Annotated in this window: 30 protein-coding genes, 1 tRNA gene and 1 riboswitch; of the genes, 17 read left to right on the top strand and 14 right to left on the bottom strand. The window is 42.6% G+C overall.

The features are described 5' to 3' along the window. Positions 1-35: 35 nt before the first annotated feature. The gene (locus HUX74_RS06530) at positions 36-542 is read right to left on the bottom strand and encodes a class I SAM-dependent methyltransferase (protein ID WP_004292784.1); all 507 of its coding nucleotides are present in this window, start codon (positions 540-542) and stop codon (positions 36-38) included. Positions 543-722: 180 nt separating this feature from the next. After that, entirely contained in the window at positions 723-1784 is a 1062-nt protein-coding gene (locus HUX74_RS06525) for an IS5-like element IS1169 family transposase (protein ID WP_008657074.1), read from the bottom strand. 181 nt (positions 1785-1965) lie between these two features. Between HUX74_RS06525 and HUX74_RS06520 the strand changes: the two genes are divergently transcribed. From HUX74_RS06520 to HUX74_RS06490, 7 genes are all read left to right on the top strand, one after another. Then, positions 1966-2193, top strand: coding sequence for a hypothetical protein (locus HUX74_RS06520; protein ID WP_174646387.1), 228 nt, complete (start codon positions 1966-1968; stop codon positions 2191-2193). A 719-nt stretch (positions 2194-2912) separates the two neighbouring features. Then, positions 2913-3554, top strand: a complete 642-nt coding sequence (locus tag HUX74_RS06515) for a winged helix-turn-helix transcriptional regulator (RefSeq protein WP_174646386.1) — start codon at positions 2913-2915, stop codon at positions 3552-3554. Between the two features lie 484 nt (positions 3555-4038). Then, the gene (locus tag HUX74_RS06510; protein ID WP_174646385.1) at positions 4039-5058 is read left to right on the top strand and encodes a DUF3871 family protein; all 1020 of its coding nucleotides are present in this window, start codon (positions 4039-4041) and stop codon (positions 5056-5058) included. A gap of 88 nt (positions 5059-5146) precedes the next feature. Continuing rightward, positions 5147-5419 carry a hypothetical protein gene (locus HUX74_RS06505; protein WP_174646384.1) on the top strand — a complete coding sequence of 91 codons (273 nt, stop codon included), beginning with the start codon at positions 5147-5149 and terminating at the stop codon, positions 5417-5419. A 165-nt stretch (positions 5420-5584) separates the two neighbouring features. Beyond that, the gene (locus HUX74_RS06500) at positions 5585-6172 is read left to right on the top strand and encodes a tyrosine-type recombinase/integrase (protein WP_174646383.1); all 588 of its coding nucleotides are present in this window, start codon (positions 5585-5587) and stop codon (positions 6170-6172) included. Between the two features lie 481 nt (positions 6173-6653). Continuing rightward, a complete protein-coding gene (locus HUX74_RS06495; RefSeq protein WP_174646382.1) occupies positions 6654-7229 on the top strand; it encodes a hypothetical protein in 576 nt (191 codons plus the stop codon). A gap of 20 nt (positions 7230-7249) precedes the next feature. Then, a complete protein-coding gene (locus HUX74_RS06490) occupies positions 7250-8458 on the top strand; it encodes a hypothetical protein (protein WP_174646381.1) in 1209 nt (402 codons plus the stop codon). A gap of 131 nt (positions 8459-8589) precedes the next feature. On the opposite strand, the gene HUX74_RS06485 is transcribed toward HUX74_RS06490, so the two are convergent. The 3 genes from HUX74_RS06485 to HUX74_RS06475 all read right to left on the bottom strand — a co-directional run bounded on the left by HUX74_RS06485 (position 8590) and on the right by HUX74_RS06475 (position 10903). Further along, positions 8590-9723: a site-specific integrase gene (locus HUX74_RS06485; RefSeq protein ID WP_174646380.1), complete on the bottom strand. Its 1134-nt coding sequence runs from the start codon at positions 9721-9723 to the stop codon at positions 8590-8592. Positions 9724-10427: 704 nt separating this feature from the next. Continuing rightward, positions 10428-10751: a type II toxin-antitoxin system RelE/ParE family toxin gene (locus HUX74_RS06480; protein WP_117966352.1), complete on the bottom strand. Its 324-nt coding sequence runs from the start codon at positions 10749-10751 to the stop codon at positions 10428-10430. Further along, positions 10736-10903 carry a hypothetical protein gene (locus tag HUX74_RS06475; RefSeq protein ID WP_016274202.1) on the bottom strand — a complete coding sequence of 56 codons (168 nt, stop codon included), beginning with the start codon at positions 10901-10903 and terminating at the stop codon, positions 10736-10738. Before HUX74_RS06475 ends, HUX74_RS06480 begins: the two co-directional genes overlap by 16 nt. 70 nt (positions 10904-10973) lie before the next feature. On the opposite strand from HUX74_RS06475, the gene HUX74_RS06470 reads away from it, so the two are divergent. Next, entirely contained in the window at positions 10974-11882 is a 909-nt protein-coding gene (locus HUX74_RS06470; protein ID WP_117966355.1) for a DMT family transporter, read from the top strand. Here the strand turns inward: HUX74_RS06470 and HUX74_RS06465 are convergent. Genes HUX74_RS06465 through HUX74_RS06455 form a run of 3 tightly spaced genes read right to left on the bottom strand, consistent with a single transcriptional unit; the run spans position 11842 to position 15489 of the window. Next, positions 11842-12519, bottom strand: a complete 678-nt coding sequence (locus tag HUX74_RS06465; protein WP_117599246.1) for a thiamine diphosphokinase — start codon at positions 12517-12519, stop codon at positions 11842-11844. The two genes, HUX74_RS06470 and HUX74_RS06465, sit on opposite strands and share 41 nt — an antisense overlap. Before the next feature lie 7 nt (positions 12520-12526). Then, complete coding sequence (gene pnuC / locus HUX74_RS06460) at positions 12527-13177, bottom strand: nicotinamide riboside transporter PnuC (protein ID WP_117599247.1); 651 nt, start codon at positions 13175-13177, stop codon at positions 12527-12529. After that, positions 13177-15489 carry a TonB-dependent receptor gene (locus HUX74_RS06455; RefSeq protein ID WP_174646379.1) on the bottom strand — a complete coding sequence of 771 codons (2313 nt, stop codon included), beginning with the start codon at positions 15487-15489 and terminating at the stop codon, positions 13177-13179. Before HUX74_RS06455 ends, pnuC begins: the two co-directional genes overlap by 1 nt. A 33-nt stretch (positions 15490-15522) precedes the next feature. Continuing rightward, positions 15523-15619, bottom strand: a riboswitch (TPP riboswitch). Between the two features lie 104 nt (positions 15620-15723). On the opposite strand from HUX74_RS06455, the gene HUX74_RS06450 reads away from it, so the two are divergent. Continuing rightward, a complete protein-coding gene (locus HUX74_RS06450; RefSeq protein ID WP_371808676.1) occupies positions 15724-16593 on the top strand; it encodes a mechanosensitive ion channel family protein in 870 nt (289 codons plus the stop codon). 127 nt (positions 16594-16720) lie between these two features. Here the strand turns inward: HUX74_RS06450 and HUX74_RS06445 are convergent, their stop codons facing one another. Then, on the bottom strand, positions 16721-16963 hold the full coding sequence (locus HUX74_RS06445; protein ID WP_005828479.1) for a hypothetical protein: 243 nt from the start codon (positions 16961-16963) through the stop codon (positions 16721-16723). A gap of 129 nt (positions 16964-17092) precedes the next feature. Between HUX74_RS06445 and HUX74_RS06440 the strand changes: the two genes are divergently transcribed. Beyond that, the gene (locus tag HUX74_RS06440; protein ID WP_005835008.1) at positions 17093-17635 is read left to right on the top strand and encodes a hypothetical protein; all 543 of its coding nucleotides are present in this window, start codon (positions 17093-17095) and stop codon (positions 17633-17635) included. 48 nt (positions 17636-17683) lie between these two features. Here HUX74_RS06440 and HUX74_RS06435 read toward each other — a convergent pair whose 3' ends face one another. Both HUX74_RS06435 and HUX74_RS06430 read right to left on the bottom strand, forming a co-directional pair. After that, entirely contained in the window at positions 17684-18091 is a 408-nt protein-coding gene (locus HUX74_RS06435) for a pyridoxamine 5'-phosphate oxidase family protein (RefSeq protein WP_174646378.1), read from the bottom strand. A gap of 76 nt (positions 18092-18167) precedes the next feature. Beyond that, positions 18168-18983, bottom strand: coding sequence for a helix-turn-helix transcriptional regulator (locus HUX74_RS06430; RefSeq protein ID WP_117599249.1), 816 nt, complete (start codon positions 18981-18983; stop codon positions 18168-18170). Positions 18984-19110: 127 nt separating this feature from the next. Here HUX74_RS06430 and HUX74_RS06425 point away from each other — a divergent pair, with 127 nt between their 5' ends. Both HUX74_RS06425 and HUX74_RS06420 read left to right on the top strand, forming a co-directional pair. Then, on the top strand, positions 19111-19560 hold the full coding sequence (locus HUX74_RS06425; protein WP_117966358.1) for a hypothetical protein: 450 nt from the start codon (positions 19111-19113) through the stop codon (positions 19558-19560). A 234-nt stretch (positions 19561-19794) separates the two neighbouring features. After that, on the top strand, positions 19795-20004 hold the full coding sequence (locus HUX74_RS06420) for a winged helix-turn-helix domain-containing protein (RefSeq protein ID WP_005835016.1): 210 nt from the start codon (positions 19795-19797) through the stop codon (positions 20002-20004). Between the two features lie 705 nt (positions 20005-20709). Here the strand turns inward: HUX74_RS06420 and HUX74_RS06415 are convergent. The 3 genes from HUX74_RS06415 to HUX74_RS06405 all read right to left on the bottom strand — a co-directional run bounded on the left by HUX74_RS06415 (position 20710) and on the right by HUX74_RS06405 (position 22623). Beyond that, positions 20710-20785, bottom strand: a tRNA-Lys gene (locus tag HUX74_RS06415). A gap of 94 nt (positions 20786-20879) precedes the next feature. Beyond that, a complete protein-coding gene (locus HUX74_RS06410) occupies positions 20880-21995 on the bottom strand; it encodes an AI-2E family transporter (protein ID WP_008665790.1) in 1116 nt (371 codons plus the stop codon). A gap of 22 nt (positions 21996-22017) precedes the next feature. After that, a complete protein-coding gene (locus HUX74_RS06405; protein ID WP_005828444.1) occupies positions 22018-22623 on the bottom strand; it encodes a thymidine kinase in 606 nt (201 codons plus the stop codon). Positions 22624-22733: 110 nt separating this feature from the next. Between HUX74_RS06405 and HUX74_RS06400 the strand changes: the two genes are divergently transcribed. The 5 genes from HUX74_RS06400 to HUX74_RS06380 all read left to right on the top strand — a co-directional run bounded on the left by HUX74_RS06400 (position 22734) and on the right by HUX74_RS06380 (position 26423). Then, positions 22734-23318 carry a hypothetical protein gene (locus tag HUX74_RS06400; RefSeq protein ID WP_117599252.1) on the top strand — a complete coding sequence of 195 codons (585 nt, stop codon included), beginning with the start codon at positions 22734-22736 and terminating at the stop codon, positions 23316-23318. Between the two features lie 13 nt (positions 23319-23331). Next, entirely contained in the window at positions 23332-24006 is a 675-nt protein-coding gene (gene rsmI, locus HUX74_RS06395) for a 16S rRNA (cytidine(1402)-2'-O)-methyltransferase (RefSeq protein WP_005828441.1), read from the top strand. Positions 24007-24040: 34 nt separating this feature from the next. Continuing rightward, on the top strand, positions 24041-24919 hold the full coding sequence (locus HUX74_RS06390) for a hypothetical protein (protein WP_005828438.1): 879 nt from the start codon (positions 24041-24043) through the stop codon (positions 24917-24919). 87 nt (positions 24920-25006) lie between these two features. Next, positions 25007-25705 carry a YjjG family noncanonical pyrimidine nucleotidase gene (locus tag HUX74_RS06385; protein WP_008665786.1) on the top strand — a complete coding sequence of 233 codons (699 nt, stop codon included), beginning with the start codon at positions 25007-25009 and terminating at the stop codon, positions 25703-25705. Between the two features lie 52 nt (positions 25706-25757). Next, positions 25758-26423 (top strand): MarC family protein, encoded by a 666-nt coding sequence (locus HUX74_RS06380; RefSeq protein WP_008665785.1) that lies wholly within the window; start codon positions 25758-25760, stop codon positions 26421-26423.

Here is a 26423-nt window from a genome sequence, read left to right as displayed (position 1 = left end):
TAAATTGGGGTATATCAGTTTTCCTAATAGAGATATTATTTTTTCGCTATCGCCTTTACAAGTAACATCATCGGGCGGCGAAGTTCATCTTCCATACCCGGAATATCCATCATCTCTTTAGGCGGTTCTGCTTCCTCTACAACTTTAAGCTCAAACCCATTGTTCAGCAATCCCATTATAATCTGTGTAAGTGTGTGATGTTGTTTTACTACATCACATCCTAAAAAATGTGTATTTCGTTCTCCTGTTATAAAGTAATTATCAATCGCCCAATATTGCGGTTTCCCATCATCTGTATAAATCCAATCCTGCCCAACTCCTGCGGTAAAAACAGGGTGTTCGATATTAAAAAGAAAAATTCCACCTGGTTTTAATGTCCTATACACTTTTTGAAATATTTCCACTATGTCCTCTATATAGTGCAGAGCTAAATTAGATATAACACAATCCCATTCATTTTCTGGATAGTCATATTCCTCTAATCCGCTAATACGATATTCAATTTGATTTCCTGAATTGCGCTTTTGGGCTTCCTCAATCATTTTCTTACTTAAGGTGAGTTCTATCAATTCAATTTATCCTCTTGTATCAGACAGCAGAACTCTTTAACTGCCCAATTTGTGAGCTTTAGTCTTTCAAATTTAGCGAATATTTTCTACCCCCCCCAATTTTTACAATAATTAACTTGTGTTTGTTGTAAAAATTGGATGTGCAGGCATAATTCACCCCAACAACTCAGGTTTCAGCCTGATTATTTGCGTGTAACGACTGATGTTATACACAAGACTGGTGAGTGCTACATTGGCTTTAGCACGAATAAGCCCTACTGTACGCACCACAAGTCCACGCATGGTTTGTTCCTCAAACCCGAATACATGCTCGACAAGGCAACGTGTCTTGGATTTTTTCCTATTGTCTGATTTCTGCTCCTTGGTAAGCGGACGGTTACGGTAGCCCTTTTCGCAAATTATCGGATTCATCTTATGCTGTTTTACAATCTCCTCTTGTCCGACATAACCGGCGTCCAAATACAAGTCCTTGCCTTCGTCTTTTTCATCCAGCAGTCCTTCAAAGCCTTTGGAATCATGCACTTCTGCCGACGTGGTATCATAAGAAAGTATGATCTTATTGCGTTTCTCAACTTTAGTATGCTGCTTGTAGCCGTAAAAAGTCTCATCACGCTTCTTTGTCCAGCGGGCATCTACATCCTTGTGGCACTTCTTGTGGGGATTGTCATTCCACAACTTATTACCCGCTCCCTGTTTTATCTGCTCATTTTCATCACGGGTGTTACGTTGGCGAGGGGCAATAACAAAACTGGCATCAATGATGCGACCCTCATTGAATTGCAGACCCTTACTTTCCATGAAACTATGAAATTCCGAAAAAAGCTTGTCATAAACGCCTGTATTTGTCAGGAGTTCGCGATACTTCCACACCGTCTTCTCGTCAGGAACATCGTCAACACATTCAATACCAAGAAACTTGCGGAAACTCGTACGGTCAACTATCTGATACTCTATCTGATGGTCACTCAAACCATAATAACGCTGAAGAAACAAGACCTTGAACATCAGCACACAGTCTATCGGCGGACGACCGGCATTACTTTTGCGCTCTCCGGTAAAAAGGGCTGATTCAAGAGTAGGACGAAAGATCTCAAAATCAACATACTGAGACAACACTTCAAGAGGATTGCCCATTTCATTCAAACGCAATTCACGATTCTCTGACTCAAATAGTTGATTATAACGAAGCTTACGGTATCGGGATAACTTGTTCATTATAAAATTCTTATTTTCTGCAAATTTACGCTCTTGGAACCATATAAACAACTGTACTACAATATTTTAATTTATAGAACTCCTCTTAATTACTGAGTTCAATAACATTAAAATTACAACTTCCAGCGTTGATGAAGCATACAAGATATTCCAATCAATAACTGCTAATGATAAAACTGCCATGTTCAATTCTAATAGTAATTTGGACGAAAATCTGGTTATATCACAATTTAAGGAGATTAAAGAAAGACATAACGCTAAACAGGTAAATAAGACCACTATTGTTATGCAGCCGTCAAGTACCAAAGAAGAAATGACAGATGAAGCTACTGAAGATATACCTTATGCAGAAGTTGAAGAAGCAGAAGATATAATTGGAACGCCTTTTGGGTTGCTAAGAAAGAAGTAACCCCATTCTCCAATATAGTTCTTAGACATTCTGAATAGTCTAAAGTTTGATTCTTAAATGTGTGGTCTTATCATTAGTTCCCCACTCGTGGAATTATTACCTTTACAGTACCATAGACAGATAATCCCACCACACAGATAAGCGGACTACAAACTATTCAGAATATCTAAAATGGAAGAATTTACCTATGAACAGATAAGGGCTAAGGCTCTTAAACAAGGAGTAAAAGATAACAGGGTTCACATTGGATTGTGGGCTAATCTTAATAATTATCTAAAGACAAGGAGAAAGAAGAATGGAAAGGTTTCTACTTATTATATCTCATTGCAGAAGTTGGCTTATTAACTCAGTAATATTTAAGCTGACACATATCTAAAGTTTGAAATATTGAGATTTCAAACAGGTAGGGCGGCTCTTTCAAATAGGTAGGGTGGAATTTTCATACAGGTAGGCTACTTATAAATACCTATATATAAACACCTATTGCCCATAAATACTCTACCTGTCATTCGCCTTGCTACGCAAGTCGCATGAATACCAATTTATTAAGAAGATGATAATTTATAAACTCAATCTATTCATTATGATTATTCATTTACCCACAGGGCTGGAATTTATCACTCAGAAAGATGCCAAGTCTTATTTTGGCAATCACAGGTACAGGAAATTGGTAAAAGAGAACAAGATTTATTTTACTAACTATAATAAACCAGTTGCTAATGACAGGAACAGAATTATCATACAGAAGAATAACTGAAACTATTGCAGGCAAATTGGACTTGCTGGAAGCATACCTGTTCTATTGTTTGGCTCTATGCTCCGACTGTTACACAATGGTTTCAGATGTCAAGCAAGAGGCATTGACAGAGTTCTATGGAATAAAGAAAGAAGAACAGATAAGGCAATGGCTACACAAGTTTGAGAGCTTGAATTTGATTCAGATAGACAAGCATCCAATTAAAGGTAAATATGGAAGTTTTGACAGATGCAAATATACATTGAATACTGAGCATTATGTCCTTATAAGCAAGAAGTTGTACAGTGAACCCATATCCCGCCAATTAAAAGGATTTCTTGTCTTGTTAAAGTGCAAGTGTCTGAACGCTACAAATACCTGTCAATATACCCAAAGTGAATTAGCCAAAGAACTGAACATAAGCCCAAGTTCCGTTTCAAGATATTTAAAGCAGGCAGAAGATTGCGGATATATAAAAAGGAATGATAAAGGAATACATCTTAAAGACAGAAAGATATTCATCATTACCTCTGAATCAACATTTGCATTTGTAAAGAATGTCTATCCCAGTATCCTTACTGATGAAGATATAGCAGAGAGAAAGATTCACAATTATACAGAATAGTGTTTCAATAACAGGCAGTTGGGATTGTTTATACTGTCCATTAATACATTAAGAGATAGTACGAATAATCCCAAGTCTCCTTATTATGACTTTAGAAGCATCTAAATTCTGATTTTTAAGACTGGATGCAACATTTAAGAGGAAGAATGGACTTTATAACCCCAATCTCCAAAATGTTGCACGCGATACCATACCCCTAATTTATACCCCCTCTCACCAAGCAGAATAAAAACGGAATTGGTCAGACACCTGCCCACCCCCTCAACCATTATAAATTTTACTATTCACCTCACATCATTCATGGACTTCTTAAAGAGATACACAATACAGACATAATGGTAATATAGTCTAATTGTAATATCACTTAAAAGTAATTCAGCGAATTGTAGTAAAGTTCAAATCGTTATGGAGTAATCCAAGACGATATGGACTTTGCCAATTCCAGAATTAAATCAATCAATAATCATTTAAACAGTTTATCATTATGAGAAATTTAGTTATCATGCCAGCTATGGCACAGAACCGTGAGAGAATGAATTTGGGTGAATACGCAGAAGAAGCTACAATTATTGTGGACGAACCTGTAAGACCTGCCAAACATTTCATTGAAGCCAACACACAGGAAGCAACCTTGCAGCATCTAAAGCATGAGTGCATTACTCCTGTGTTCTCCAAAGACAATGAACTTACCATTAACCATGCCGCATTTGTAGAAACCATACAGGATGCAGCCCAATCATTCTTTAGTGGTGAGAGAGTGGAACAGGCAGATATAAGAGTAAGCCACATTATCAAAGGCAGAATCCCAGAAGCTATCCATAAGCCAGCCAACCAACTATTGGAATCTGACAAGACTATCTACTACGAGAGGGCAGCATTCAGCATTGATGTTCCTACCATTTATGAAACGGTTGGGGGAAATAAGCTCAATCTTTCAATCGTAGGTGTGAGGGCTTATAATCAGATGAACCTGTACAGCAAGAAAGTTCCAGAGCTGTTCAGATTGGCTATTGGCTTCAAGAACCAAATCTGTTGCAATATGTGCATCTTTACCAATGGTTACAAGGACGATTTAAGAGTGAGCAGTACAAGTGAACTCTATCGTGCAGCATTGGAACTGTTCAATAACTACAATCCTGCCAAGCATCTTTATCTGATGCAACAGTTGGGCAACACTTCCATGAGTGAACACCAATTCGCACAGATTATAGGCAAGATGCGACTTTACCAATGCTTGCCAACAGGCTATCAAAAGGCACTGCCAAGAATGTTGCTTACTGATACACAGATTAACAGCGTAGCCAAAGCATACATTCACGATGATAATTTTGGCAGCTTTGGAAGTGAGCTTAATATGTGGAAGTTCTATAACTTGCTTACAGGAGCTAACAAGTCAAGCTATATTGATTCATTCTTAGACCGTTCTTTAAATGCCACTGAAATGGCAGTTGGAATCAATGCGGCTTTACATGGGGATGAGCGTTACAAATGGTTCATTGATTAAATGAGCTTTATTGATTGAGAGAGGAAAGGGCAGCTATTCAGTTAGTTGTCCTTTCTTTATTTCTACCAACTTACTAAAATTTATAATCATGGATAAACAGATAGACAGACTTATAGAACATATCAGAGAATTGGAAGCCCATTTGGGAGAGGTGGATAACAACCTTAGATATATAAAGGTGGTACAGGCATTGAAACATTCTTTAGAGAAGTTGGATAATATGCTGAAAGATAATACCACATTACAAAAGGAATATCAAGCAATATATCTAAGCTACTTCTATACAGGTTGTGGATTCTCCTTTTATGATAGGGTGTGCAACTCCATCTTGGACTATAAATATGGGAACAGACCATTTTAAGGAATACTATATATAATAAGGTGTGGAATGTCTTAATAAGATGTTCCCACCTCTATTAAATTCACTTTGATAATTAGTGAATGTTCCTTTAGTAATCAGTGAGTTAGTAAATCCAACTCAGAATTAATATTCACTTCTATTCGTTTCATTATAAAACAGAATATTATGTCACTTAAATATTCAAGCACAACGGCAGACTATCTTGTTTGGTCTGATGCAATGAACCTCATAAGGAAGTTAGCCAAAGACGAGAATTATAAAATCTCACTCCTTATTAGTTTGGGATGCTTCACAGGATTAAGAATATCTGATATTCTATCTCTAAGATGGAAGCAGATATTAGATGCTGACGAGTTTACAGTAATTGAGAAGAAGACAGGCAAAGTAAGAACTATCAGACTGAACCCCCAATTACAGCAGCATATTAAAGAGTGCTACGAGCATATAAATCCTGTTGGAATCAATGCGCCAATTCTTATAAGTCAGAAAGGCACTATCTTCACAGTTCAGAGAATCAATATCATTCTTAAAGAGGTGAAGAAGAAGTACAGGTTAAAGATTAAGAACTTTAGTTGCCATTCTCTTAGAAAGACTTTTGGCAGGCAGGTCTATAACATGAACAGCGATAACGCAGAGTTGGCATTAGTAAAGCTGATGGAACTGTTCAATCATAGTTCTGTTGCCATTACTAAAAGATACTTGGGATTAAGGCAGGAAGAAATCTTACAGACTTATGACTGTTTGAGCTTCTAATGAATTGGGACAGAATTATTAAGATACATCTTTATAGTGGTCTGAATGGTTCTGTCCCAAATCAATGAAATATTGAGCTTAGATACATCTAAAGTCCAATCTTGGCAGTTTGGCATTTCAACCTTATAGAAGTAAGTCAATTCCATAAGTTTACAGAGTTTATAACTATCTCAGCTCTTATTAGTTAAGCCACAGGTAGCACCTTTTGAATATCCAACAATATACTGACATAAAGTCCATAAATCAAAACAAATGATAATAATTTGGGCTGTTTATAAGGTGAAATATTTTATTACTTATCCAAGTGACTAAATATAAAACCTTTATATAGTTTTATTCCTTTTATATTTCTTTTATTTATAATAATATTATTATATTTGCATCCGTTATAGCATTGGTAATCAAACTGGATTATATGTTCCTCAATGCTTGATTTATTAACAACTTATCCATAGGGAACAGGGAGCATAATATTTTAATTATGAAGTACAGATTGTTGCTGTTCTTATCTATGCTGTTTATAAGCACTTATATCAATGCTCAAAGTGAAATTACAGGGTTCTTAGGAATCAAGTTGGAAGATAAGCCTTATGTAGCCATAGACAAACTAAAGAAAAGATACCCTAATGTAGAATGGAAACATCCTTGCATCCATTTGAAAAATGTTACATTCATTGATACCAAATTTGACAACTTAGTTATCACCTATAAGAACGAAAAGCTTGTTGATGCTACATTTACATTATTTGATAATACATCTGTAATGGATAACCCTTTTAAAGACAGGGCTACCATTCTGAATGAAGCTAAATCCAAGCAGAATCAAATTATGAATAGGTTTACACAGGCATTCAACGGTTTAGGGAATGCATTATGTTCTAAATATGGTAATCCAACCGTCTCTTCCGAAGGTAATGCAATATGGAGGGATATAAATTCTAACTCTATAACCCTAAATCTCAATTTTAATAATTCACAAGACGGGATGGGAGTACACTTTGGAGGTCAATTAACAGTAACATATAGAACTGTAACTACTAATAATGATGAATTTTAAGAACTTAAACATACAGAATAATGAAAGCATTTAGATTATTAGCAACCTCATTATTGGTTGCATTAAGCATGGGAGTTAGTTCTTGCAGTGAAGAATTAGACAACCAACCTATGGTATCTTATCCTGAAGGTGATGAACCTTTAGATATAGTTTGTAAAGAATATGGCATTAGTGATTATGAAGATATTGAATTATTTTATTATTATAAGAATGGTTCAGTACAAGCAAACTTCTCTGGACTAAGAGATAGTAAATTATGGCTTGCAGCATTCAATGTAGAGGATAAATCACCCATCATTAATTGGACTGACGAGTTACCATTTAATAGAAATCGTAGAATTTATAAAGGCTATGGAGAATATGAAGATGTTACAATCCAACAGATAATCATGTTGCAGTCCATGTACTTTAATCCAAGTGAATTTGTGGTATCATTAAGATACAGTTTTGGCACTGATTATAGTTACTATGCCTTACTGTTTAGACAAGATGCGCAAACAAAAGAAGTCCAAGTTAAGAATGGTGGAATATTTGCAGGATTTCAATATTCTATAATAAACGATGATTGTTGTTACTCATTGTTTGGCGATACGCTCTATATAGCAGAGAAAGGCTTTGAATATTCCAATGTAGGAACTCTCTATACTTCTGAATTTATATCTCACGAAGAAGCAATATACACCCATAGAGATAGAGATAATAAAGGCTTCTTCGTAGGAAGACGGAATTTCAAATTGGGAGAAGATTTATGGCATATCCAAGTACCACAGCTAAATGATGAACCTGCTGATGCTAAGATTGAGGTTAGTGTAGAAGATAATTCCAAGAGAGTTTGGAAGTACAATGTCAATATTATACATTATGATGGAACTAAGAAGAATGTAACATTTGAAGTAGATATTGACAACGGTACAATCAAAGGAGAAGATAATTATGCTTCCCTCATTGTAGGTAAATGGAAGATGACAAGTGGTAATGCCAATGCCACTCATGTTACTTATAAGAATGATGGTACATTTGAATACACAAGCACAGAAGATAATTCTTATAAAGAAGTAGGAAAGTACAAGATAGACGGTAATAAGCTCTATGAAATGTTTAGTGATGAAGAAGATTGGACTATTAATGACATTCTATTACTTAATTCTATGACCTTATCAGTACAAGAGTTAGAAGCTGATGGAGTAACACTCACAGGTCATAAGTACTCTTATCAAAGAGTGGAATAAAACTTATTCATACTAAAAGTGAGCAGCATTTGAGGGAACTCTTATGCTGTTTTTTTATTCCAATAAGGCTTATAGTAAACTGATGTTTAAACTGTTACATCTATTTCCATATTTGATAGTACCTGCTAATGTTAAATATTTATACTTTTGTGCCCCAGCATGGAACTCACCGTTTCAATGGGCACGCCGTTGGAGAGGAACACCGTCGTGGCTGCCGTATGGCGGCTCTGATGCCACGTGATATGCTTCGTAATGCCGCAACGTTTGGCAACGGCACGTATCCCGTATAGACAGGTCATGTAGTGGGGAACGGGAAATATCCTGCCGTCCTCACACAATCCCCGGTATTTGTCGATAATCCGCTTGGCGATGTCAAGCAAGCGGATATTGGAAACCACGCCCGTTTTCTGACGGTTGATGTTGATCCACTCATGGTCGTCGAAGTAGGTTCGGATATTTTCCTCTGTGAGATTGCGCATATCGGCGAAGGACAAGCCCGTGAATGCGCAAAACAGGTATAGGTCGCGGTAAAGTTCCTGCTTGGCGTTCTTCAGTTTCCCTTCCATCAACTGCCGTATTTCGTCTTTCGTCAGGAAGCTGCGGGTCGTTTCCTCCTTCTTGATTTCGTATTCCCGGAACGGGTCGCGCGTGAGCCACTCGTTGTTGATGGCGATGAACACCATCGTCCGCAGTGGACACACGTACAGCCATACGGTATTGGTACAGCAATGCTTGTCCGTGCGGAGGAACATCTCGAAGTCGGAGATGAATGCAGGGGTAAGCTCCTTCAAGGCGATGTCCTTCACATGGTAGCGGATGTTGAGGAACTCTTGCAGGTGCTTGTACACTGTCTTGTACTTGGAAAGCGTGGCTTTGGCTTTCATGCCCGCCTCCACCTGCTTCTCGTAGTCCTCATTATGCCGGTTGAATACCTGCATCAAGGTATGGTAGCGGTGTTCAAGTCCGAGAAAGGCGTTCTTGACCTTTTCCGCCGTGACGTAGTTGTCACGCTCCATGATTTCCTGATAGTGTTTGTTGATGCGCACGCGCATCTTGTCAAGCAGGCGGTTCGTTTCGAGTGCCGCCGTGCTTCTGCCCATGATACGCCCGCCTTTGGTGTCCCACAACTTCGGATCGACAGACAACTTGCAACTGAATTGTGTCTGGCTTCCGTCCACCGTGATACGTCCCATGACGGGCACTGTACCGTCTTTTTTCACTACCTGCCGTTTGAGGTAGAAGATAACTGAAAATGTACTCTTCATCTTTCTGAACTTTTTTGGTTTCAAAATTACTTGGTGAAGAGTCCTTCGTCGATACGCAAATAGCAGAGGAACGGCGCAATTATTATCCGTTACCGGAATTGTTGCGTGAGTTGTCAGTAACTCACTATATAATAGTGTATTTCGCTGTTTTTCCTAAGCTCCGATACCACCAATTATGCAGGGTAACGAATCGGTAACGTAGCGAAGTCCTAACTTGGTTCAGACTTGGCTTTTCCCGTCATCCGGTTACAGAAGCTATTTTCTCAAAAAGCCTATTTCTCAATAACTTTGCTCTACTTTTCCATATCTCACCGATTATTGCTACCTTTGTATCGACAATCTTAGTTCAGATTCAATTTTAAATTAGCATAAAAGGAGAGGCGTCGCTTCTCCTTTTTTGTTGTGTTCTTCCGTCACTTCATTTGCTAAACCTTAGGGTTTACTCTCCTGAACCAGTGCTTTACAGATTTAATCCTCCACTTCAGCAAGCGGAATAGCGGGCATTTGCTTGGAAAATCCCAGTGGTTTTGACGAAAAGCTCGGATGTTTCGGATGATATGTTCAGCGCCGACAGATGGTGTGTCGAGGATAAACAGATGATATGTTCGGGACGGATACATGGTTTGTTCCGGCTATATGAACGGACGATAATGCGTCTGTTCCGTTAATCTTCCATAAATCTGCTCTTGACAAGATTGGCTGCTTTATTCTGTATCGGGTTCTTCCCGGATGAGGTCTATCATGCTGCCCAACTTATGATGGTTGTTCCATAGCACAAGCACTTCTATCTTCCGGAGACTGTGCCGGTAAAGAAGCGTATAGTCGGGATGCGGGATGATGTACCGTATGTTCTCTGCTTCGGTGGGCTGTCCGATAAACGGATTCAGCGTGATGCGGTACAATGCATTTTGGAATAAGGAGTACAGAACCCCGCCACACCGTTTGTTGCCATCTCTTTCTTGCGAGGAAATCAGCAGGCCCTTCAGCGCCTCTTTGGCGAGGGGCGACCATATTATTTGTTTAGCCATGCCTTCACCTCCTTACTGATTGTGACGTCCTCTTGTCCTTCTCCCTCATCCAGTTGCCGGCAGGCTTTCTTAAGGTCATGGCGTAGCCGGGTGGAGAATGCGAGGACTTGCTTTGTTTGCTGAGACGATTGTTCTTCTTTAACTTTTGCCATAGTGTTATCTCCTTTTTCTCCTAAAACATTTCAAAGTAATGAATTGTTTGAGGGGAAAAATACGAAGCTGATGAAAGATAAGAAACTGGAAGCCAATCTCAGTATGGTTGCATCGCGCGTCATGGCGGGGTTGAATATGAATGGATTGAAATTTCTGCTCCCTTTGTGGCTGGGTGCATTGACGGGTGTCACGGTGCGTTGTGTCTTTGCTGCCGTGGCATTTTGGATAACAGGCTGGTTTGTAAAGGAGGCACCGGCCACAAGGCGGCAGCGGATAGGGCTGTTCTGCCTGGGGGCTTTCGGACTCTACGGGTTCATGTTCTGCTATCTGCTGGGCATCAGTAAGACGACTCCGGTTTCCAGTGCCATCTTCAACTCCATGCAGCCCATTTGGGTCTTTCTGATATCTGTCTTTTTCCTGCACGAAAAGGCTACGCTGATGAAGATAATCGGCATAGCGCTGGGTTTTGGCGGTGCGTTGCTGTGCATCCTTACGCAAGGCAGTGATGACCTGGCGCACGATGCGTTTACGGGCAACATGCTCTGCATGGTGAGCTCGCTGGTCTTTGCCGTTTACCTGATTGTGAGCAAGAAACTGCTGGAAGAGGTCGGGGTAGTGACGATGATGAAGTACATCTTTGGCGGTGCGGCAGTAACGGGATTGATTGTGTCGTCCATTATAGGCTGGGATGCACCCTTGCTTACGGATGCCTTGCATGGGAAGTGGCACTGGGTGCCGTGGGCGGTGTTGGCGTTTGTGCTGGTTTTCCCTACTTACCTCAGTTACTTTCTGGTTCCGGTGGGCTTGAAGTATCTCAAGACGACGGTTGTATCCATGTACAGCTATCTGATATTGGTGGTGACTACCGTTGTTTCCCTCACCTTGGGGCAAGACCGTTTCAGTTGGACGCAAGCCGCTGCCATTGCCATGATTTGTATCAGCGTGTACTTTGTTGAAGTGGCGGAAGCGAAGAAGTAGTGACGAATACCAGGTATTCCCCTTCCGCCTCGATGGTGAATTCCGTACCGGTGCATTCGTTGAGTGTGCCTTGCCACCAGTTGGTGAAGTCGCTGAGAGGATAGACCAGTCCTTTGCCATGCAGACCGTGTGCAGTGAAATTGATGATGGATACTTGCTGTCCGGGATGGCTTGGGAAGGTGCGGGTACCCCGGCAGGGGATGAAGATGCCGTAATCGGTATAGGTACGTACATCGGCTCCGGCACGGAGATAGTCGATGAGCAGGCTGATATTTCCCAGTGTATGGTCTTCACGTTTGCCCGTGGCACCGATGATGGCGATGCGGCGTTTGCCTTGCGCCAGCAGGAAGTTGACGGCTTTGGTCTGGTCGTTGGTTTCCTGGTCGCTGATACGGTGCAGGATATGTCCGAACTTCCGGCGGTTTTCATCACTGAGGGAGTCGCCGTCGCCGATGATTATGTCGGGAGTATGACCCCGGCGGATGTATTCGTTCGCTCCGCCGTCGCAGCAAACCACGTATGGCGCTTCCGCCAATATCTTCAAAGGCAGGGGACCGGCAGGATATTCCCCATTCGCTAAAACTACGGCATCAATAGTTGATAATTGCTCGTTGCTCGTTGATAGTTCGTTTTTCATATCTTTCTTAATCCCTAATCTCTAATCCTTCGTCTTTGCTCATCATCTTTCTCCATTTGAAGTAGCCAAAGATAGCTATAATTGTATAAAGGGCATATAGTCCGGCTGTAAAATCAAGTCCTTTGTAGATGTACAGTCCGGCGCTGACGGCATCTACCGCAATCCATGCCCACCATTGTTCTACATATTTCCGTGCCAGCATCCACATGCCGACGATGCTCAGTGCGGTGGTGAAGGAGTCCAGCCAGGGCACATTGCTGTCCGTGAAGTTTATCAATATCCAGGCAATGCCGAGGAAGGCGGCGGTGAATACGGCAGTAAGCGGCAGCAAGTAGCGCGTCGGCATATAGGTAATGGAAAGCTCCTGCTTTTGTTCTTCTGTTCTGTTGTTCTCTCCCCTTTGTGGGGCATCTTTCCGTTTCAAGATAGTACGTCGTAGTACAGCTCTGTACTTCCACATCATCCAGCCGTAGATGGCAGCACCCAGATAATAGATGTTGATGCCGAAATCTGCATACAACCCCGCATCATAGTAGACAAAAATATAGACGGCAGGCATAATGATGCCCGCTATCCAAAGATAAATGCTTGCCCGGTACTCCAACCAGAGGTAGAGGATCCCGGTCACAGTGCCTGTAATCTCAAGAATATGTTCCATCAGAAATTGATTGCTATATGTCCCAATACATTCGTTCCCGCCTGGGCAGCGTAGCCGGCATAGTTGTAACGGACTTTTCCTCCGTTATCGTCGAGATAGTATCCGCTGCCTGCGTATCCGTTATTCTCGTATTCTTCATTGAACAGATTATAGATGGTGCACCCTATGGTTACCGACTTTACTTTAGGCAACTTGAAGGTATAGGACAGATTCAGGTTGCTTACGAAATAAGCATCCAGCGTGCACTCCTCTTGCTTGGCGTTACTCATGTATTGCTTGCTGATATATTGTGACTGTAACGAGGCTTCGAATCCTTTGAACGTATAGCCGAAGCGGTTGTTCAGTATGAAGTCGGGAGAGAATGCGATGGGGGTATCTCCGTGTTCGATGACCCATGCTTCCGACCCTGCCTCTTCGTTTTCAAAAAGTGTCTCGGTAAAGTTCTGCACACGGTTCTTGCTGAGTGTGGCATTGATGTCCCATTGCAAGCCGCAGTCCAGTTTGATGCCAGCCATCAGTTCAATACCCGTACGGTAGCTGTCGGGCACGTTGCTGGCCATGGCTTCGCCTATCTCGTTCAGCTCTCCCGTCAGTACCAGCTGGTCTTTATAGTCCATATAGTAGAAGTTGGCACCTGCATGGAGCCATGAGTTGGCGAAGGTATATCCCAGTTCGTAGTCGAACAAGCGCTCAGCCTTGGGATGTTCGGTGAAGTAGCCGTCGGTGTAGTTGTTGCGCGTAGGCTCTTTATGGGCTACGCTGAACGAACCGTATAGGCGGTGGTTGCGGTCGATTTGCCAGGACAGTCCGGCTTTCGGGTTGAAGAAGTCGAAGTCTTCGTCGATGTCCAGCTTCTGCATTCCCGGAGTGGTGGCAGTCCAGTTGTACTTGTCGTTCAGTCCGTTTATCTTGTAGTCGATGTGGCGGTATTGCAGGTCGAGGTAGGCGCTGAGGCCGCTTACCAGTTCATAATTGGCTTTCAGATAAATATTGCCGTCATTCTTTGTGGCGTTGTTGCGGTAGTAGTCGTGGTCGGGGTTCAGTTCGCCGATATAGTTCTTTACCCAAAGCACTTTTCCAAAGTGGTCGCCGTCATAGCTATTCAGTGCACCGCCTAGCGAGGCATGCAGACGGTCGGCTTTGTAGCTTACGGAGAAGATTCCACCGCCAAACCAGTTGTCCATTGCCTTCTTGCGGATAAGGTCGCTTACTTCTACCTTGCCGCCATTGTATTCGAAAGGCGACATGCCGTACTCTGTCAACGAGCGTTCGCCTTTATATTCCTGGTAGTACCCGTCGCCTTTGGTGTAATGCAGGCCGATATTCAGATTCCATTGCGAGGTGAAATTGTGGTTGAACAGCAACTGGTAATTCTTCTGCGTATAGTTGTCGGTCTGGTCGTCATAGAAATGCAGTGCACCTCCTTCGTCCGTGAGGTAATGCTTCTCGCCGTTGTCGTCTTTATAATATTCTTTGCTGTATACATGGCCGTCCCGGTCGGTGGCGTACATGAATCCGCAGGAATTGTAACGCCGTCCGTAACGTTCCATCTCCTCCTTGCTGGCATAGTTCCATGCGTGGTAAGTGCGCTCTTTGCCGGCAAAGGTTATCAGTTTGACGGAGGTATTGTCATTGTAGTATCCTCCTTGCAGATAATAGGAGTTCAGTCCCACAGATGCCCGGTCTATATACCCGTCCGTACTGATGTTGGAGAGCCGCGCATCGAACGACCAATGATTGTTGATGAGTCCCGTTCCCACTTTCACCGTCTCCTTGTGCGTATGGAAGGAGCCGTAGGAACCGTTGAATTCTGCATAGGGTTTCATGGAGAAATCACCCGTCTGCATGTTGATGCTGGCACCGAAAGCTCCTGCACCGTTCGTTGAGGTACCAGCTCCGCGTTGCACCTGCATGTCCTTGACGGAGGAGGCGAAGTCCGGCAGGTTGACCCAGAATACCGTGTGACTCTCCGCGTCGTTGATGGGAATACCGTTGGCGGTGACGTTGATGCGTGTGCCGTCTGTTCCGCGGACTCTCAGCGTGGTGTAACCCACCCCGGCACCGGCATCGCTGGTAGTAATGGCGGAGGGTGTCATACTCAACAGATACGGCAGGTCTTGTCCGAAATTCTGTTTTTTCAGTTGTTCTTTGCCTATATTGGTGAATGCCACCGGTGTGCTGTTTGTGGCACGTGTGGAGATGACTTCCACTTCCTGCAGGTTTATCACCCGCAGGCTGTCTTGTTCTTGTGCCTGCGCACAGACACCCAGTGCTGCCGTCAGGAGGCAGACCGCCATTGCATGTCTCTTCATTTGCAATTGTTTCGTTTAGATGAATACAGAAAAGGGGAACTTTTCTTCTTTTCCCTCCGCCGGCATTACCCGGATCAGGTTAATGGGTATGATCTCAGCCCGTCGTATTAGGGCACCCCTTAGTTGAAATCGGGGCAAAGGTAGGAGTTTTCGTCGAAAGTGGCAAGTTAAGTGAACGAAACTCAGAGTTATTTGTTAATTTTGTAGCATTAATTTTAAAAAAAGAATATAGTTATGTTATCATCTTTATTCATGGCAGCCTTTGCTGCCCAAGTTGCTGACGATGGTTTCAGCAAACTGCAGATATTCCTTCAGCAATTGATAGATTGGGGCGTAAGTGCCGGTGGACGTATTATTGGAGCTGTCATCATCTTTGTGGTAGGACGGTTCTTGATTTCCTTTCTTAGGAAAATGCTGGCGAGGTTATTGGCAAAAAGACATGTGGATGCCAGTATCCAGAGCTTTGTGAAAAGTTTAGTCAATATCTTGCTGACCATTCTGCTGATTATTGCCGTTATCGGCAAATTGGGAGTGGAAACTACTTCATTTGCAGCTTTGTTGGCATCTGCCGGTGTGGCTATCGGTATGGCACTTTCCGGAAACTTGCAGAACTTTGCGGGTGGATTGATTGTACTGTTGTTCCGTCCTTTCAAGGTAGGCGACTGGATTGAAAGCCAGGGAGTGTCCGGAACGGTACGTGAGATTCAAATCTTCCATACGATTCTGACCACAACCGACAATAAGGTAATCTATATACCTAACGGTGCGTTGAGCAGTGGTACAGTGACTAATTACAGCCGTGAGGATACGCGTCGTGTAGATTGGGTGATCGGTGTAGAATATGGTGAGAATTATGACAAGGTAGAGAGCACCGTGCGTCGTATCATCTCCGAAGACAGCCGTATCTTGAATACTCCCGAGCCGTTTGTGGCTCTTCATGCCCTGGATGCCAGCAGTGTGAATGTGGTGATTCGTGTTTGGGTGAAGAGCGGAGACTACTGGGGTGTTTATTTTGATATGAACAAGAAGATTTACTCCGTATTCAACGAGGAAGGTATCGACTTCCCATTCCCGCAGTTGACGGTGCATCAGGCGAAAGACTGAGTGGGCTACAAGTTTCAATTTATTAGCTATCAGCCACTATAAGTTACGGGCTACAAGTTGTCCTGCAGTATGATAATGCAGGACAACTTGTAGCCCGTAACTTAATAGTAGTCGGTAACTCCGTAGTTTATTTATAACTTAATTCTGCCTCTATTTCTTCGCAGACATCTTGTTCCAGGTTGAGCAGCTGATTGATTTCTTTTCGTTTTTCCAAATCCGTGAAATAGCTCTCCACTACTGCATAGATGTTGAAGCCGGTTGTGGAACCCGCAGCCAAATCCAATGACTCAACCATTTTCTCTACTGCTTGATGAATGCGTTTCTTACTGATAAAATGCAGTTCATTACTATGAATTAAGCTCTTTTCCATGATATTTTCTGTTTTAGTTATTGTAGTTATAACATTCTATCAAGCAAGTTAGTTCATGTAGATTGAACAGACTTGACAGTCGACCGAACGATATTTCTTTTTATATTTGCCAAAAATATAAGCGCGGCAATGAAAGAACTGTTTATAAAAATACTCCGTTTTCTGATGTTTGTACTGGTCGTAGCTTTGGGCTGCATCGGATATAACATCTATGAAGATACGTTGGCTGCTGTGTGGATACCCGTAGGGGTGGGACTTGTGGTGGCAGTCGTTACACTTCCTCTATATAAAAAATGGATATGGCTGACAACGATGGAGCAAAAGGCAGTGAATATATTGTGTCATGTGGTGTGCGTGGGTGTCATCAGTTGTTCGCTTTTTCTGGTAGGGAATTATCAGATGGCGGCTCCTGCTTCGACAAAGGAGGTGACGGTCACCGTACTTGAGAAGCTGATAAAAGAACATGAAAAGAGACGTAAAGTAGGCAAGCATCGTTATGTGTCGGACGGAGTACGTAAGGAGTATTACTTAAAGGTGGCTTTCGAGGATGGAGCGATAGAGACCTTGCATGTTTCCACAGCCACATACAACAAAGCACGAAAAGGCAAACCGAAAGTTCTGACTTTGCAGAAAGGAGGTTTCGGATTGCCGGTGATAACGAAGGGGCTATAGTTTTCATCCCCCCATGCAAGACATCAGATGAGGAACTGAATGCTCTTCTTAAAGATTTCTGCGTACAAAATGTCCGTCAATCCAAATGGTGGCATGGTGTCCTTTGAATTTCAGTAATACATAATTGGGATCTGTCGGGCCTTTGCTGAAGTGTGCGCTGAACCACTCTTGCCACATTTCCTGCTTGGTGGCTTCGTCTTCTATAATCTCCACCTCACCGGTGAGCACTATGCTGTTTCCTTTTTCCTGAAAGCACAAACCTGCTTTCGGATTGGCTGCAAACTCCTTTGTTTTAAGACTGTCTTTGCCGGTTGCCAACCATACGGTGGTGGCCCCTTCCGACTTGATGTTGCTCATTGGAACGGGGCGGGGATATCCCTCTTGGTTGATGGAAGTGATGACGACGGTTTCGCATCTTGCCAAGATTTCTGCTGCTTTCTCGATTAATGTTGCCATATTGGATGTTTTTATTGATTTGATTGCTGCAAATATAGGCATGGTAATAGGAAGAGCTATTGTAAAAAATCGACTTTTATGTTTTCACATAACTCAAAGTCCCTTCTTCCAATGGAGCGGAAGTGAGAAGCTGGCTTGGCGTGTTGCCGGACATCTTCTTGATTTCTTTTGAGAGATGGGAGACATCATAATATCCTGCTTTGATGGCAACGGACAGCAGATTGTCGAAAGAGGTACTCCGCAACAAGTCTACAACATGTTTGAACTTCATAATCCGACTGTACTCTTTGGGTGTAAGTCCGGTGTGCTGCTTGAATTTCCGTTCGAAATGGCGTTGGCATAGGCAAGTCTCCTCCGCTAACCGGAGGAGTGACAAGTCACCCTTGCATCGGTTGATTTGTTGTATGGCGAACAGCATGCTCCGTTCTGCTTTTGGACTGTATCGGCATAAGGCTTGAAACAGGAAGTTTTCAATAAAGACCAGGTGCTCTTGAATGGTTCCCAGTTCGCCCAGTCTCTCTGCAAAAGAGTGGGTAAAGAGGCTTGTAAGCTCATCGGCGTTTAACCGTAAGTTGGTGAGCTCCTGCAAAGGGAGGTCCATGAAGCGAAGTATTCCGCAAGGCAGAAAACGGATTCCCAGCATATGGACTGTTACCGTATGGGTCACTAATTCGGAATATTTGGTCATGGCTCCAATGAAGTAGGTATGGTAGGGCTGCATAACGAGGCTGTCGTGTACGGCCTTAGGGGCTTCACCCAACGTGAATATAAAGTCAGTGCATCCGTCAGGCAGGATGTTGATATGCATGCCGTATCCGGGTTGTCCTTTAAACTCCCAATATTTGTCAATATAGGGGGAGAGCAGGGGGCTGGGATGATATTCTTTGTACATAGGTTGTAAAGATAGGAATAAACTTCGAAGATAGGGAAATCCCTATGTATAAATAGAGAGAATCACGGAAAAGGAGGTTTTTATCATACTACATTTGCTGTATGGATAAATACTAAAACTTTCTATTATGAAAAAGATGTCAGTTGTTTTAGGCTTGTTACTCGCTGTCTTGGTGACGGGCTGTGGCATTTATGAGAGCTACGGGTTTGATTATAAGCAGTTGAGCAGCATTGAACGTGGTATGAGCTTTAAAGAGGTGTGTACCATTTTAGGAGAGCCTGCATTTAGAGATTTGAATAAGGAGGGAGAGGCTTGGACATTCCGTGCTTATACTCCTGCGGGGTGGTCGGCTGTCAAGGTGTGGTTCAAAGACGGAAAAGTGGACGAAATGAAGAGCTATCTGGATGATACTTATCCGGTTACCACTTCGCGGGACAAGAGTTTCATGGACGAGAAAAAAGAATCTTCCGACAAGAGTAGCGAAACAAAGGTAATAGTTTCGCCGGAAGGGAAACATTACATCAAAATGGGCTCGGTAGTAGTCACTCCCGAAGGCAAGCATATAATAGTACCTTGATTATACCAGCATAATCGTTTCCGGATATAGTATAATGTGAATATACCTTTCTATAAAGTGCTGATATTTATAAAGTTCTATATTTTTTGCAGATTTTAGGTATATGTAGTTCAAAGAATGTTATCTGAAATGAAAAGAATGGGCAATGTTTGTCATTGCTCTGTCTTTATCTTATATTTGAGTAGATAATATAGGATATCATTTTAAGAAAGGAACTAATAATAAGATAATAATATGAAGAATATTGAGAAGGCGACCAATAATATGAAAATGGTATATTCCATTCTGTGCAATCTTAAGAAGTGTACAATCTTTGAATTACAGAAACTGACGAAGTTCAGGGATGTGGATTTGTGTTTGGCCTTGGGGTATCTGCTGCAGAATAACCAGATTTATCAGAAGCGTATTGATAACATGGTTTACTATGGAGTCGTCGCAAAATGAAAAGATATACAATAGGTTTACCACACATTTTGCTTACATGCTTGCATGGCGCTTTCTAATTGTTTGTTATACCGCGTTTTACGGTATGTAAGCAGACGCTATGCAAGTATGTAGGCAAACTTTGCTTGCATGCTGTTTTTTCTTGTGCAAATGGCTGGTCTTCTTTCCGCAAAGAACAGCTCTTTCTCCTACTAAAAGCTTATTAATGACTATTGTGCACGGTTGTGATGCAACTTCTTCACTATTGTGGTACGGCTTCTTCATGCTTGTGGAGAAGCAGTACCACAATAGTGCGCATATCTAACTGTCATTTACTCAGTGGACTAAAAACCTATATTTGAGTGATGAAAAACTGATAAATAGTCTTTCATTGGCTGTGTATGTACCTTCAAAAGAGTGATATGGCAGTGGATAATGTTCATGTCTTACAGTTTTTCAGTGAAAGAAATCATGAATATTGGGATACTTGAAAAATAAGTTCCTCTTTTGCACGCGAATTAGAAAACCAAAAGAGTTTTGTAATCCTCATCGGAGGGGCGTAAAAATACCGGATAAGATGACTGGGTAAAACCAATCATTTTCATTGTGCTTCTGTTTTGTGTTCTGAAGTATCGGTATGATTATAAACTTTCCAACCAACTCATTACGTAGCAGATGCCTTTAAAAGAAAAAAGCAATTATCTATTTCAGATAACTGCTTTTCTTTGGTGAACCGCTTGGGGCTCGAACCCAAGACCCCAACATTAAAAGTGTTGTGCTCTACCTGCTGAGCTAGCGATTCAGACCTTATTGCTGTTAAGCGGGTGCAAAGATAGATACTTTTGTTTAAAAAACAAATGGATTAAGGGAAAAAGTTTTGATAACGACTTCTGCTTTTACTCTTCTTGTTGATTATCAGTCTGTTCAAACTTGTGAATTTTTTCTCTGTTTATGATGAAACGTTGATAGTAGGAGAGCATAAGGGTGGTAAGCGGAAGTGCTATAATCATACCCAGCATACCCATCAATGAGCCCCAAATTGATAAAGACAGTAGGATGATGGCAGGGTTCAGGCCCGTAATTTTCCCCATGACACGCGGTACGATGAATCCGTCTTGAATGGCTTGTACTATGATGAATACCGCAAGGGCCGATGCAATGATAATCCAGAAGTTTCCTCCCGTATCCGCTGCTTTCAGTATGGCCAGCACGATGGTAGGTATAAAGCCGATAATCTGTAAATAGGGCACTAGGTTTAAAGCACCGATGAACAAGCCGAGCCCAATGGCCAGTGGGAAATCAATAATCAGAAAGCCTATACTGAACAGAATACCGACACACAATGCCACGAATGCTTGTCCGCGGAAGTATCTGTTCATGCCGTCTTTCACATCGTTCATTACATTGATTACGAAGGGCCGGTATTTCTGTGGTACCAGGTGGGGCCACCCTTCGGAAATGCTTTCATAGTCCAGCAATATGAAGATTATATAGAGAAGAATGAGAAAGAAAGTGAAGAAGCTGAACAGTAGATTGACGGATTCTGACAGCAAGGACCAGAGCCGGGGAACGGTTTCCTTGATGGCGTTCAGCATATTCTCTTCCTTGAACAATTGGGTGACAAACTGGGTGTCTATGTTCTCACGAAGGAATTCAGAGAGTGTTTTGGGCACATTGCCGTCGTGGGTTCCGTTGGAAAAGTAGTCTATTACCAAATCTTTCACCCTGACGAATTCGTCCATCATGGGAGGCACAAGCAGATAAAATGCGGTTCCTCCTACAATCAGAATACTGAATAAGGCGCAGAAGATGGATATGACCCGGTTCTTGAGCCTTAATCTGTACTGGAAAAAGGTGACCAGGGGGTATATCAGATAGGCAATGAGCCATGCGATGAAGAATGGCAGCAATACGCCGCTTAGACGCTTGAAGAGCATAAGGATGCCGATAATAATGACACCGAGTATGACACCGCGGATAAAACTGTCGAATGTAATCTTTTTGCGTTCCATAATGCTCTGTTTTTTGTATTCGTTAATGACCGCTTTCCTTTTGGTCGGCTTGGATGGCTTGCTGATAGCACTCCCGGCATAGAGGTTCGTACTCTTCGGTTTCCCCCAGCAGTACTTGTTTGTCGTTCTTGACGGTACGGTGGGAGAACGAGGCGAGTTGGCCGCATTTCACACAGATGGCATGTACTTTGGAAACTTCGTCTGCAATGGCACACAGTCCCGGCATAGGACCGAATGGAATACCCCGGAAGTCCATGTCCAGTCCGGCAACAATGACGCGTATACCATTGTTGGCAAGCTGGTTGCATACATCAATCAGGCCGCTATCAAAGAACTGGGCTTCGTCAATGCCCACTACATCTATCTCTGAAGTGAAGAGCAGAATGCTGGCAGACGAGTCGATGGGAGTGGAGGCTATGGAATGACTGTCATGCGATACTACATCGGCTTCGGAATAACGGGTGTCTATGGCGGGCTTGAATATCTCTACGCGTTGTTTGGCAAATTTTGCCCGTTTCAGTCTCCTTATCAGCTCTTCGGTTTTGCCGGAAAACATAGAACCGCAAATGACCTCAATTCTTCCCCTGCGTTTGGTTTCCTGTATATGATCTTCTGAGAATAATACCATGCTTTCGAGTGTTATATTTAAGCGCAAAAGTAACACTTTTGTTTGCTTTCCGATATTTTTTCATTATTTATTTCTACATTTGTAGCGTTAACACGGACTGTGTAAAGGATATGCAAACCTTATTAAATGACATAGAATTAGATATTCAGGAATTGAAATGTTTGATGCAAGCCATTTCAAGTGATACCAATCCGACATTGAGGATTGTGGCAAAACGGAATATCCAGCAGATGAAGGTACGCTTGGAGGCGTTGCAAGAACTGCTTGAGGAGGCGCCAACGGCTGTTGTGCCGCCCCTGAAGGAAATCCCTACTGCTACTACTCCTTTGGCTGGACCGGTTTCTCCGGTTGTACCGGTCGTCCCTGATACAATGAAGATGGTATGTGAGGAACCGGAAACAGTTCATACGGCTGAAGCGCTCCAGACTGTTGTAACTTCGGCATCTCCTATTTTGGCAGAACGTATCAAGCCTGCCAAGGATTTGAGACATGCCATCAGTCTGAACGATTCATTCCGTTTTGTCCGCGAGCTGTTCGCAGGCGATGCTGCACGGATGAATGAAGTGGTACGACGTTTGGGTGAGGCCCCTTCTTTGGACAAGGCTATGGATATTTTCGTTTCGGAAGTGCAGCCGGATGAAGAGAATGAAGCCGCTGTCGATTTTATGGAACTCCTCAAAAAATATTTCAGCTAAACAACCGATAAGTATGGGAAAACTTTATGTAGTGCCTACCCCGGTAGGGAATTTGGAAGATATGACATTCCGTGCTATCCGGATTCTGAAAGAAGTGGATTTAATATTGGCTGAGGATACACGTACTTCCGGCATATTGCTGAAACACTTCGAAATAAAGAATGTGATGCAATCTCACCATAAATTTAATGAACATAAAACGGTTGAAAGTGTTGTTAATAGAATAAAGGGGGGAGAAACTGTAGCTTTGATTTCGGATGCAGGTACACCGGGTATATCCGACCCGGGCTTTCTGGTGGTCAGAGAGTGTGTGCGCAACGGCATCGAAGTGCAATGCCTGCCGGGAGCGACAGCTTTTGTGCCGGCATTAGTGGCTTCCGGATTGCCGAATGAGAAGTTCTGTTTTGAAGGTTTTCTTCCACAGAAGAAAGGAAGGATGACTCGCCTGAAGGCATTGGCCGGGGAGCGTCGTACCATGGTGTTCTATGAGTCTCCCCACAGATTGGTAAAAGCTTTGGCGCAGTTTACCGAACATTTCGGTGCCGGACGTCAGGCATCTGTTTCGCGGGAAATTTCAAAGGTGCACGAAGAAACGGTGCGTGGAACGCTTACAGAATTAATAGAACATTTCACGGCGAACGAACCGCGCGGTGAAATTGTGATTGTAGTAGCAGGAATAGACGATTAAATAACTTCATTAACCAAACGTAAAACGAAAGCGTATGAAAAAGTTAGCAGTTTTAATTGTATGCGCGGCTGTAATGGCTTCGTGTGACAGTTTCTCTGGTGGCAGTAAGAACCAGCTGAAGGCTGAAAATGATTCTTTATTGATGGAACTGACTCAGCGTAATGCTGAATTAGACGAGATGATGGGTACTTTCAATGATATTTCAGAGGGATTCCGCCAGATTAATGCGGCGGAGAGCCGTGTGGATTTGCAACGTGGCGCTGTGGCAGAAGGCTCTTTGAATGCCAAGCAGCAGATTGCGTCGGACATTGAATTTATCCGTAAACAGATGGAAGAGAACAAGGAGCAGATTGCCAAACTGCAATCTATGTTGAAGAACAGCAAAAACAACTCTGTTCAGTTGAAGAGAGCTGTAGAATCTTTGACTCAGGAGTTGGTGGCAAAGACCCAGCGTATTGAAGAATTGCAGGCTGAGCTGGCTTCCAAGAATATCCGTATCCAGGAACTGGATGCTGCCGTGACCGGCTTGTCTAGTGAGAAGGAGGAATTGACTGCCGAAAATGAGGCGAAGGCCAAAACCGTTGCCGAGCAAGATAAGGCACTTAACACAGCTTGGTTTGTGTTTGGCACAAAGAAGGAGCTGAAAGACCAGAAGATATTGACAAATACCGGGCTTTTCAAAAAAGGCCAGGTGCTGAAAGATTCTGATATCAACAAGGACTACTTTACACAAGTGGATATCCGTACGACAAAAGAGATTAAACTATACTCCAAAGATGCTGATATCTTGACCACTCATCCTGCTGGCTCTTATGCGTTGGAGAAAGATGATAAAGGACAGCTGACTTTGAAGATTACAAATCCGAAAGACTTCTGGAGTGTGTCCAAGTATTTGGTAATCCAAGTAAAATAACACTGTTATAAGATTGATACAGAACGGACGCAGGTTATTGGAATTGATAATCTGCGTCTATTTTTATATATACCTTTCCTTTAAGTTATGGCATCTCAATATAAAAACCTCTTTTTTGATCTGGACGATACGCTTTGGGCATTTTCCCTTAATGCACGTGATACATTCGAAGAAATGTATCACAAGTATGACTATGGTCGTTTCTTTCGCTCTTTCCTGCATTTCTATACTCTTTATCAGCATCGTAATACAGAACTGTGGGAAGAATACGGTAGAGGGCAGGTCAGTAAGGAAGAGTTGAACCGCCAGCGTTTCCTATATCCTCTGGAGGCAGTAGGGGCGAGGGATGTTGCTTTGGCTGAGGCTTTTTCTGATGATTTCTTTTCGGTCATTCCCACAAAAAATCGGCTGATGCCGCATGCTTATGAGGTGCTGGAATATTTGGCGGGGAAATATAACCTCTATATCCTTTCCAATGGTTTCCAAGAACTGCAATGTCATAAGATGCGTTCGGCAGGTATCGACCGCTTTTTTAAGAAGATTGTTCTCTCTGATGACATCGGTATCTTGAAGCCCTGGCCCGAAATCTTTCATTTTGCACTTTCTGCCACACAATCCGAGGTGCATGATTCTTTGATGATAGGCGATAGTTGGGAAAATGATGTGATAGGAGCCAAAGGAGTGGGTATGCACCAAGTGTTTTATAATGTAACCGGGAAGGAAGAACTGCCTTTTCAACCGACTTATCATATCAGTAATCTGAAAGAATTGATGCAGATTTTGTGACATTGAAATTTTTAATTGTACTTTTGTCTGCAGAAACGTATATTATACAGCTATGGACACAATCTTACCTTTCGCTCTACTTTGTTTTACCTCCTTCTTTACGTTGACAAACCCTCTCGGCACCATGCCGGTGTTTTTGACCATGACGCATGGAATGACGGACCGTGAACGGCAGTCGGTAGTATCGCGCGCCACTTTGGTTGCCTTTATTACGATTATGGTCTTTACGTTTGCGGGACAGTTCCTCTTTAAGTTCTTCGGTATCTCTACCAATGGTTTCCGTATTGCCGGTGGAGTTATTATCTTTAAGATTGGCTTCGATATGCTGCAAGCCCGTTATACTCCAATGAAGCTGAAAGACGAGGAAATCAAGACTTATGCCGATGATATTTCCATTACTCCTCTTGGAATTCCGATGCTTTGTGGTCCCGGTGCCATAGCCAATGCCATTGTGCTGATGCAGGATGCCCACACCATTCAGATGAAAGGAGTTCTTATAGGAATGATTGCCTTTATTTATCTGATTACCTTTTTCATATTGCGTGCTTCCACGCGATTGGTCAAAATTTTGGGTGAGACGGGAAACAATGTGATGATGCGCCTAATGGGACTTATCCTGATGGTTATTGCCGTTGAGTGTTTTGTCAGCGGAGTGAAACCTATATTGGTGGATATATTGAAAGAAGGAGGCATACCATCACTGGCACACCTCCTCTAA

The organism is Bacteroides sp. Marseille-P8574 (assembly GCF_902825465.1).
Classification (GTDB): Bacteria; Bacteroidota; Bacteroidia; order Bacteroidales; family Bacteroidaceae; genus Bacteroides; species Bacteroides uniformis.
Note: the sequence above shows the minus strand (reverse complement) of the source record. Positions and strands in the feature narration are given on the sequence as shown.